Annotated in this window: 12 protein-coding genes and 1 pseudogene; all 13 read left to right on the forward strand. The window is 42.8% G+C overall.

Features of this window, described 5'->3' with window-relative positions:
- Positions 1-140 precede the first annotated feature (140 nt).
- The 13 genes and pseudogenes from ACMN7X_RS02150 (at position 141) to ACMN7X_RS02210 (ending at position 7678) form a co-directional block, all read left to right on the forward strand.
- Positions 141-524, forward strand: a complete 384-nt coding sequence (locus tag ACMN7X_RS02150) for an SdpI family protein (protein ID WP_418745871.1) — start codon at positions 141-143, stop codon at positions 522-524.
- A gap of 134 nt (positions 525-658) precedes the next feature.
- Complete coding sequence (locus ACMN7X_RS02155; protein ID WP_418745862.1) at positions 659-1300, forward strand: TetR/AcrR family transcriptional regulator; 642 nt, start codon at positions 659-661, stop codon at positions 1298-1300.
- Entirely contained in the window at positions 1297-2046 is a 750-nt protein-coding gene (locus tag ACMN7X_RS02160; protein WP_418745863.1) for a CPBP family intramembrane glutamic endopeptidase, read from the forward strand. Before ACMN7X_RS02155 ends, ACMN7X_RS02160 begins: the two co-directional genes overlap by 4 nt.
- Positions 2047-2080: 34 nt before the next feature.
- The gene (locus ACMN7X_RS02165) at positions 2081-2398 is read left to right on the forward strand and encodes a hypothetical protein (RefSeq protein WP_418745864.1); all 318 of its coding nucleotides are present in this window, start codon (positions 2081-2083) and stop codon (positions 2396-2398) included.
- A 217-nt stretch (positions 2399-2615) separates the two neighbouring features.
- Positions 2616-3458 carry an ATP-dependent sacrificial sulfur transferase LarE gene (gene larE, locus ACMN7X_RS02170; protein ID WP_418745872.1) on the forward strand — a complete coding sequence of 281 codons (843 nt, stop codon included), beginning with the start codon at positions 2616-2618 and terminating at the stop codon, positions 3456-3458.
- Between the two features lies 1 nt (position 3459).
- Positions 3460-3921 (forward strand): annotated as a pseudogene (locus ACMN7X_RS02175) (ThiF family adenylyltransferase); the annotation flags it as partial.
- A gap of 20 nt (positions 3922-3941) precedes the next feature.
- Complete coding sequence (locus tag ACMN7X_RS02180; protein ID WP_418745873.1) at positions 3942-4061, forward strand: LDCC motif putative metal-binding protein; 120 nt, start codon at positions 3942-3944, stop codon at positions 4059-4061.
- A gap of 53 nt (positions 4062-4114) precedes the next feature.
- The gene (locus ACMN7X_RS02185) at positions 4115-4774 is read left to right on the forward strand and encodes a DUF1287 domain-containing protein (protein ID WP_418745865.1); all 660 of its coding nucleotides are present in this window, start codon (positions 4115-4117) and stop codon (positions 4772-4774) included.
- A gap of 123 nt (positions 4775-4897) precedes the next feature.
- The gene (cysK, locus tag ACMN7X_RS02190) at positions 4898-5830 is read left to right on the forward strand and encodes a cysteine synthase A (RefSeq protein WP_418745866.1); all 933 of its coding nucleotides are present in this window, start codon (positions 4898-4900) and stop codon (positions 5828-5830) included.
- Between the two features lie 32 nt (positions 5831-5862).
- A complete protein-coding gene (locus tag ACMN7X_RS02195; RefSeq protein ID WP_418745867.1) occupies positions 5863-6309 on the forward strand; it encodes an Rrf2 family transcriptional regulator in 447 nt (148 codons plus the stop codon).
- A gap of 19 nt (positions 6310-6328) precedes the next feature.
- Positions 6329-6484: a YezD family protein gene (locus ACMN7X_RS02200; protein WP_418745868.1), complete on the forward strand. Its 156-nt coding sequence runs from the start codon at positions 6329-6331 to the stop codon at positions 6482-6484.
- A 95-nt stretch (positions 6485-6579) separates the two neighbouring features.
- Positions 6580-7452 (forward strand): 4Fe-4S binding protein, encoded by an 873-nt coding sequence (locus ACMN7X_RS02205; protein ID WP_418745869.1) that lies wholly within the window; start codon positions 6580-6582, stop codon positions 7450-7452.
- Positions 7433-7678, forward strand: coding sequence for a sulfurtransferase TusA family protein (locus tag ACMN7X_RS02210; RefSeq protein WP_418745870.1), 246 nt, complete (start codon positions 7433-7435; stop codon positions 7676-7678). The genes ACMN7X_RS02205 and ACMN7X_RS02210 overlap by 20 nt, the downstream gene beginning before the upstream one ends.
- Positions 7679-7792 lie beyond the last annotated feature (114 nt).

The following is a 7792-nucleotide window of genomic DNA, read 5'->3' on the forward strand; positions in this document are numbered from 1 at the left end:
AAATAATAAGGGAAAGCTCACCTGCGACAAATCCAGTGTTTTCAAGGGGTTGCGAAGAATTTAATAATAAAATATAACAGTTATTAAATTTCTTAAAACAGGTGAAATCTCAATCGGAAGTTGTGGAGGGGATTGTAATGATCGGTTTTTGGATTTTCATGATGATTATGGATTTACTCGTTCCATGCGCCATGATTGGCTTAGGAAAGCTATTCTTGAACAAAGCCCCTAAAAATATCAATTACACATTTGGTTACAGAACAACAATGTCGATGAAGAATCAGGACACATGGCAATTTGCTCACAAGTATTGTGGTAAGCTGTGGTTCAGGCTTGGATTGATACTATTGCCCTTATCTATCATCCCATTACTGTTCGTGCTGGGAAAAGAGATTGAAACAATTGCGACAGTTGGCACTGTGATATGTTTTGCTCAGATTGTGCCACTTTTAGGTTCTATTATTCCGACTGAAATTGCGCTTAAAAAGGTATTTGACAAGAGCGGAAAACGGAAACAATTATAGTTCATCAATTATTTAACTTCCAGTTTGGGCGAGAGTTTGCAGATGACAAAAAATGAATATAAGATTGACAAAGTAACATTTCTGAATTATAATTCGTGTTATATAACAATAATTATAGTAAAAAAGGAATGTATATGCCGCCGAAAGCAAAGATTACAAAGGAAATGATCATCAATGCAGCTTTTGAAGTCGCTAGGGCCGATGGGGCGGAAAATGTCAATGCCCGGACTGTCTCTAAAAAACTCGGGTGCTCTACTCAGCCGGTGATGTATCATTTTGCAAAAATTGAAGATATGAAAAAAGCCGTTTATGAGAGAGCAGATGCTTTTCATACCCAATATCTGCTGACTGTTCCATCGGAAGAAGGTGCGTTGCCTTATTGCGCAGAGCCTGACGAAGCGCGCCTATGCGAAGCATCTGACATACGGGATGCCCGTATGGGTATGCTTGGCATAGGCCTGAATTATATCCGTTTTGCCATTGAGGAACCGAATTTATTTCGATTTCTTTTTCAATCCGGCTTTGTCGCTGAAAACAGCGTGTCTCAGATGATCGATTCGGAGGCGCTGGAACCGGTCATTTCTGTGATGCAGGCCGCCGCGGCATTGAGCCGGGAGCAGGCTAAGAAAGCCTTTTTAATGCTTTCCATGTTTACCCATGGATATGCAAGTCTTATTGCAAATAATGCGTTTGAATATGGTGAAGAAACGATGAAAGACCATTTGGAAATGGCCTTTCGCGGGGCTGTGTTGGCGGTGCAGGGGGATGCGGAATGAAAAAATTATATGAAAAGAGTGACCTGTCGTTTGCAATTTTATGGATCATCATATACTGTGTTGTGAGTATTCCGATCAGAGGTTCGCTGGGCGATGAGAGCCCGGTGATGACGGCGGCGCTGGCGGTCATTGCGGCAGGATTGTTTGCCTTTGTGAAAAAATTTCATCTGGAAGAAAAATACGGATTGGTCAAATGGCATGGCAGTGCGGGCGATTATCTGTTTTTTATTCCCATGTTGATTTTGATGACAGGAAATCTCTGGGGCGGTATTAAGTTATCCTATGAGGGCATGGCGCAGGTGTTTGCGGTTATTTCCATGCTTTTGATCGGATTTATTGAGGAAATGATCTTCAGGGGCCTTTTGTTTCGAAGCCTTTTAAACCGGGATCCGGTCCCGGTGGCTGTCAGTATTTCGGCGGTGACCTTTGGCATCGGGCATATTGTCAACCTTCTGGCCGGACAGGGCGGCATGGAAACCGTGGTCCAGGTATTCTTTGCGGTTGCCTGGGGCTATTTGTTTACCTTTGTTTTTTATAAGTCGGGAAGCTTGTGGATGTGCATTATTGTTCACGGGCTTGTGGATGTTTTTTCAAAATTTGCAGCTTTTAACAACCAGTCGGAAAATATATATGTTGTTTCGACAATTATTATTTCTATCCTGTATTGTATTTACTTAAGCCGAAAGCCGACAGCATTAAAATATGAACTTGACATTTTACTGAAAAACCAGCAGAATGAAAAGTGAAATACAGTAATAGAGGTAGAAAGAGGCGATGATGATGGATAAAAGACAACAGGCTGTGGAGCTTCTCGAAGTTATACCGGAAGGCAAACTGGATTATATTATTGCGTTTTTGCAGGGGGCGGCGATACCGGACAGGCCGATGGAAGCAAGTGTTCCGGAGGATGAAGAGCCGGGAGAAATTCCTGAATCGATTCGGGGATTGGAAAAGTCTATGGAGACGTTGTTTAATGGGGATGCCATGTTGGAAGAACAGATGATGTCAGAGTTCCCGGGAATGGAGGATGTTTATTCGGCGTTGGAAGATATGGCACGGGCTGAAATTAATTTATATCAAAATAAAGATAAAAAATAAGACGAATAAAAAAATATGATAGGGAGGATCCTGTCCTGAGGATAAGCGGGGCAGGATTTTTGCTGTCTGTAAGTTTATTGACAGCAGAATATTTAAATGATATAATCCTATAAAAATAATAGGATTACTAGAAATAAATGCGGCAGCGATCACTGCCGCTTATTATTGCTGCAGTGTATATTCGAAGGGAGGAACAGGCGGCGTGGAGAAGTTGAATGTGAATGAAGAACTTAACGATAAAATGGAGTGTTTAAAGCAATATCTTGTGTCTTTAAAGAGTGTTGCGGTGGCATTTTCCAGCGGTGTGGACTCAACGTTTCTTTTAAAGGTGGCTCATGGGGTGTTGGGAGACCGGGTGATTGCCGTGACGGCGAAGTCCTGCTCATTTCCGAAAAGAGAATTGGAGGAAGCCAAAGCCTTTTGTAAAAAAGAGGGTATCCGACATTTCATTTGTGAATCGGAAGAGTTGGAGATCGAGGGGTTCAGCAAGAATCCCGTGAACCGGTGTTATCTTTGCAAACGGGAGCTGTTTGAAAAAATCGGGGAGATTGCGGCGGAAAATCATATCGAAAATATTGCAGAGGGTTCCAATCTGGATGATAATGGCGACTATCGGCCGGGACTTCAGGCTGTGGCTGAGCTGGATATAAAAAGTCCGTTGAGATATGCAGGAATGACGAAGGAAGATATTCGCCGGCTTTCAAGGGAACTGGGGCTGGCAACGTGGAATAAACAGTCCTTTGCCTGTTTGTCCTCCCGTTTTGTTTATGGCGAGGATATTACGAGAGAAAAACTGTCGATGGTGGATCGGGCAGAGCAGCTTTTACTGGATATGGGCTTTCATCAGATCAGGGTGCGTATTCATGACAAGATAGCCCGGATAGAGATTTTACCGGAGGATTTTGAAAAACTGCTTCAGCCGGAAATCCGGGAGAAGGTTATTTCAGAGTTCCGAAGCTGTGGATTTTCCTATGTGACCATGGATCTGCAGGGATATCGCACCGGAAGTATGAATGAAACACTTCATACCGAAGGGCAACCCGGAGGTTGGGAGGCATAGTATGTTAGATCAGTTTTCGAGAACAGAGTTATTGCTTGGAAATGAGAATATGATACGTTTGAAGAATGCCAGAGTGGCGATATTCGGAATCGGGGGTGTTGGCGGGTATACAACGGAGGCGTTGGCCCGGAGCGGTGTGGGAACGTTGGACATCATTGATGATGACAGGGTTTGTTTGACGAATATTAACCGGCAGATTTATGCGACACGGAGAACTGTGGGAAGATATAAGGTGGATGTGGCCGAGGAACGTATTCTTGAAATTAATCCGGAGGCAAAGGTGAATACCTATAAGACCTTTTATATGCCCGACACGGCGGCCGAATTTGATTTTTCTGCCTACGATTATGTGGTAGATGCCATTGACACGGTAACGGGAAAGCTTATGTTAGTGGAGCAGGCGGATCATGCGGGGACTCCGATCATAAGTTCTATGGGAGCAGGAAATAAAATGGATTTGACAAGGAGATTGTAATGAATATAATGAAACGTATCAGGATAGCATGGAATGATTATTTAAAGCGGCTTGCAAAAGAAAATAAGGATTCATTTTCAGGAGGGAAACCGGACTGTTGTTCCATGAATAATCAGAAAAAGAAATAAGAAAAGTGAAAACCTCCGGATAAAAGTACGTGTTGGAATGGAGAAAAATAAGAATGAAGAGTAAAATCAGAATCTTTCTTATAATGTGCTTATTAGCTATTATATGTATTTGCGGTTATATTTTTTTTCGCTATCAGAGTACTTCTTCAGAAAGACTGCCGGACAGATATGATAGAGTCATTGAACAAATTCATAGTACAGCGGATAAAGATAATGATGGCATAGATGATCAGGCAGATATTTTGCAGGGAGCATTGAATTACATTGCTTCCAATCCTAAATACAAAAGCAGATATTATCAAACAGGATATCCCAACGATGGATACGGAGTATGCACTGACGTAGTTGCTAATGCGTTGTATAGTGCCGGCTATGACCTTATGGTTTTAATACAAGAGGATATTAAAACGAACCCCAATGATTATAACATCGATGAGCCGGATAAAAATATTGATTTTAGGCGTGTAAGCAACCTAAAGGCTTATTTTTCACATTCTGCTGTAAGTCTTACCACAGATATTTCCGCAATAGGAGAATGGCAGGGAGGGGATATAGTAATATTCCAAAATCATATAGGCATTGTTTCTGACCGGCGAAATAAAAATGGTGTACCGTATGTAATACATCATAATGATCCATGGCAGAAAACTTATGAGCAGGATATTCTTGAAAACAGGGATGACATAATTGGACATTATAGAATTACTGAATGATCAGAAAAAGAAATAAAATCTCAAAAACATACAAAACCTACTTGACAAATAGGAAATAGATGGTATAATACAAACAACATAAATAATCATAGTAAATTGATAGGAATATAGGAGGAAAGAAAAATGGCAAATATTTATAAGGGAACATTGGGACTGATCGGCAATACACCACTGGTGGAAGTGACAAATATTGAAAAGGCTTTAGGCCTGGAAGCAACGATTCTTGTAAAACTTGAATATTTTAATCCGGCCGGCAGTGTTAAGGATAGAATTGCAAAGGCGATGATTGAAGATGCAGAGGAAAAGGGAGCTTTAAAAGAAGGATCAGTCATTATCGAGCCAACCTCCGGCAATACGGGAATCGGCCTTGCCGCCATTGCAGCAGCTAAGGGATATCGTATTATTTTGACAATGCCTGAAACGATGAGTATTGAACGCAGAAATATTTTAAAAGCTTACGGTGCGGAGCTGGTTCTCACCGAGGGCGCCAAAGGAATGAAGGGCGCCATTGAAAAGGCAAGTGAACTGGCGAAGGAGATTCCGAACAGCTTTATTCCGGGACAGTTTGTCAATCCGGCCAATCCTGCAATTCATAAAGCGACGACCGGGCCGGAAATCTGGAAGGATACCGATGGCAATGTGGATATCTTTATCGCGGGTGTAGGTACCGGCGGCACTCTGACAGGCGTTGGGGAATTTTTAAAATCCCAAAAACCGGATGTGAAGATCGTAGCCCTCGAGCCGGCCAGTTCCCCGGTACTTTCCGAAGGCAAGGGCGGTCCTCATAAAATTCAGGGTATTGGCGCAGGCTTTGTTCCGGATGTGTTGAATACGAAGATTTATGATGAGATTATCACCGTAGAAAATGATGACGCTTTTGCAACAGGTAAATTGATCGCAAAGCATGAGGGCGTTTTAGTTGGTATTTCTTCCGGCGCTGCTTTATATGGCGCTATTCAGTTGGCAAAACGGCCGGAAAATAAAGGAAAAACCATTGTTGCCTTACTTCCGGATACAGGTGACAGATATTATTCAACGCCGTTATTTGCTGAATAAATTGTCGATAAAGCCTGTTTGCGGAGGAGTATATGAAATTTTCAAAGAAAAGCAGGTATGGCTTGATTGCTCTTATTGATCTGGCTGTTAATTCAAAATATGAGCAGGTGTCATTGAACAGTATTGCGGATAGAAATAAAATTTCTCCGCAGTATTTGGAACAGGTGTTTGCAAGCCTGCGCAGAGCGGGTATTGTCCGAAGCGTCAAAGGTTCGCAGGGCGGATATTTGTTAAGCCAGAGAGCGGATAAGATAACTGTGGCAAAAATTTTGGAGGCTCTGGAGGGCGATTATCATATCGAGAGGGACATATCTTCAGAAAATGATGATTATCCGGAAATTTCAAAAACGGTTCAGAAGCTGGTGGTTGACAGGGTCAATGAAGCAATAGATGAAATTCTTTTGAACCTGACACTGGCAGATCTGGAGCAGAATTACCTGGATGACAAAAAATATGGTCAGCATATGTATTATATATAAAAATGCGAGGGGCGTTGTTATGGAACAGACAAAGGTGACAAAGGAAGATTTGTCTAAAATCAAAGAATTCATTGAAGATATTCGTTTTGGCTCTGTTACTGTAATTGTTCAGGATGGGAAAATTGTGCAGATAGAAAAACATGAAAAGTTAAGGCTGAACAGCCCGGCAAAATAGAACTGACCGGAGAACCGGAGGTTTTAAGTATGAGAAAATACTTGGACCTCCGGTTTTTTTGTTCAGAGTTTTGTATTGTGAAGGAGGTAAAGGTGATGGCAATCGATTACGCGTCCTTAAAAAAGGGCGGCTTTATGCGTCAGAAACAAAAAGGATATTTTTCTCTTCGACTTCAGGTTGTCGGCGGCACATTGACAGCGGAGAATTTGCGGATCATTCAGGAGGTCGCTGATAAATACGGCCATGGCTATGTGCATCTCACTTCCAGGCAGGGCGTGGAGATACCGTTTGTAAAATATGAGGATATTGAGACGGTTAAGGCAGAACTGGCAAGGGGCGGCTGCAAGCCGGGGGTCTGCGGACCGAGAGTGCGTACAGTCACGGCCTGCCAGGGCAATGCAGTCTGTCCAAGCGGAAATATTGATACATATAAGATTGCAGAAGAACTGGATAAACGGTATTATGCCCGGGAGCTGCCGCATAAATTTAAATTCGGCGTGACCGGATGTCAGAATAACTGTTTGAAAGCGGAAGAAAACGACTTAGGTGTTAAAGGCGCCCTGGATGTGCGTTGGGACGAAAAAAAGTGTACCCTCTGCGGTGTCTGCGAAAAGGCCTGTCGGACAGGGGCTATTGAGATTCACGGTGATAAGCTGACGATGGATGCCTCAAAATGTAATTATTGCGGACGCTGCGTTAAAGCCTGTCCGTTTGATGCGTGGATTGGCGAAAGCGCTTATATTGTCACCTTTGGCGGTTTATTTGGAAATACCATTGCCAAAGGGGACGAGATTCTTCCTCTGGTGCGTTCAGAAGAACAACTCTATCGCGTTACAGATGCAACCATTCAGTTTTTTGCAGATCATGCCAAAGCGGGAGAACGATTTAAATTCACGCTGGACCGGGTGGGCAGGGATGTGTTTAAGAAAGTTGTCAGGGAGGCTTACGATGGAAAAGTTGAAGAGTGATGAAGTGATTGATATCCGGGATGTTGTATGTCCGATGACTTTTGTAAAGACAAAAGCGGCCATTGATGAACTGGAAATCGGGCAGGTTTTGGAAGTGATTATGAATGATGGCGAACCGGCGGAAAATGTACCCAGAAGTATGAAGGAAGAGGGGCAGCAGGTGCTTCGACTGGAGAAAACCGATGAGGGCAGTTATCGGATGCTCGTAAAAAAACTGGAAGACTAGTACAGCACTCTTTAATTAACTACACTTTTTGAAAATGTTTCAGCAACTACAGTTTCAGATGCATCAATGTCAGCCAGCTTCCATGTCCAATGGTAAACCACGGGAGTTTCATTG

The sequence above is a fragment of the Frisingicoccus sp. genome, from assembly GCF_048388605.1.
Classification (GTDB): domain Bacteria; phylum Bacillota; class Clostridia; order Lachnospirales; family Lachnospiraceae; genus Frisingicoccus.

What these genes read in the sequence shown, in the direction of transcription:
- ACMN7X_RS02155 (WP_418745862.1), top strand. Translation starts at nt 659, where the DNA reads ATGCCGCCGAAAGCAAAGATTACAAAGGAAATGATCATCAATGCAGCT.
- ACMN7X_RS02160 (WP_418745863.1), top strand. Translation starts at nt 1,297, where the DNA reads ATGAAAAAATTATATGAAAAGAGTGACCTGTCGTTTGCAATTTTATGG.
- ACMN7X_RS02165 (WP_418745864.1), top strand. Translation starts at nt 2,081, where the DNA reads ATGGATAAAAGACAACAGGCTGTGGAGCTTCTCGAAGTTATACCGGAA.
- ACMN7X_RS02180 (WP_418745873.1), top strand. Translation starts at nt 3,942, where the DNA reads ATGAAACGTATCAGGATAGCATGGAATGATTATTTAAAGCGGCTTGCA.
- ACMN7X_RS02185 (WP_418745865.1), top strand. Translation starts at nt 4,115, where the DNA reads ATGAAGAGTAAAATCAGAATCTTTCTTATAATGTGCTTATTAGCTATT.
- cysK (WP_418745866.1), top strand. Translation starts at nt 4,898, where the DNA reads ATGGCAAATATTTATAAGGGAACATTGGGACTGATCGGCAATACACCA.
- ACMN7X_RS02195 (WP_418745867.1), top strand. Translation starts at nt 5,863, where the DNA reads ATGAAATTTTCAAAGAAAAGCAGGTATGGCTTGATTGCTCTTATTGAT.
- ACMN7X_RS02200 (WP_418745868.1), top strand. Translation starts at nt 6,329, where the DNA reads ATGGAACAGACAAAGGTGACAAAGGAAGATTTGTCTAAAATCAAAGAA.
- ACMN7X_RS02205 (WP_418745869.1), top strand. Translation starts at nt 6,580, where the DNA reads ATGGCAATCGATTACGCGTCCTTAAAAAAGGGCGGCTTTATGCGTCAG.
- ACMN7X_RS02210 (WP_418745870.1), top strand. Translation starts at nt 7,433, where the DNA reads ATGGAAAAGTTGAAGAGTGATGAAGTGATTGATATCCGGGATGTTGTA.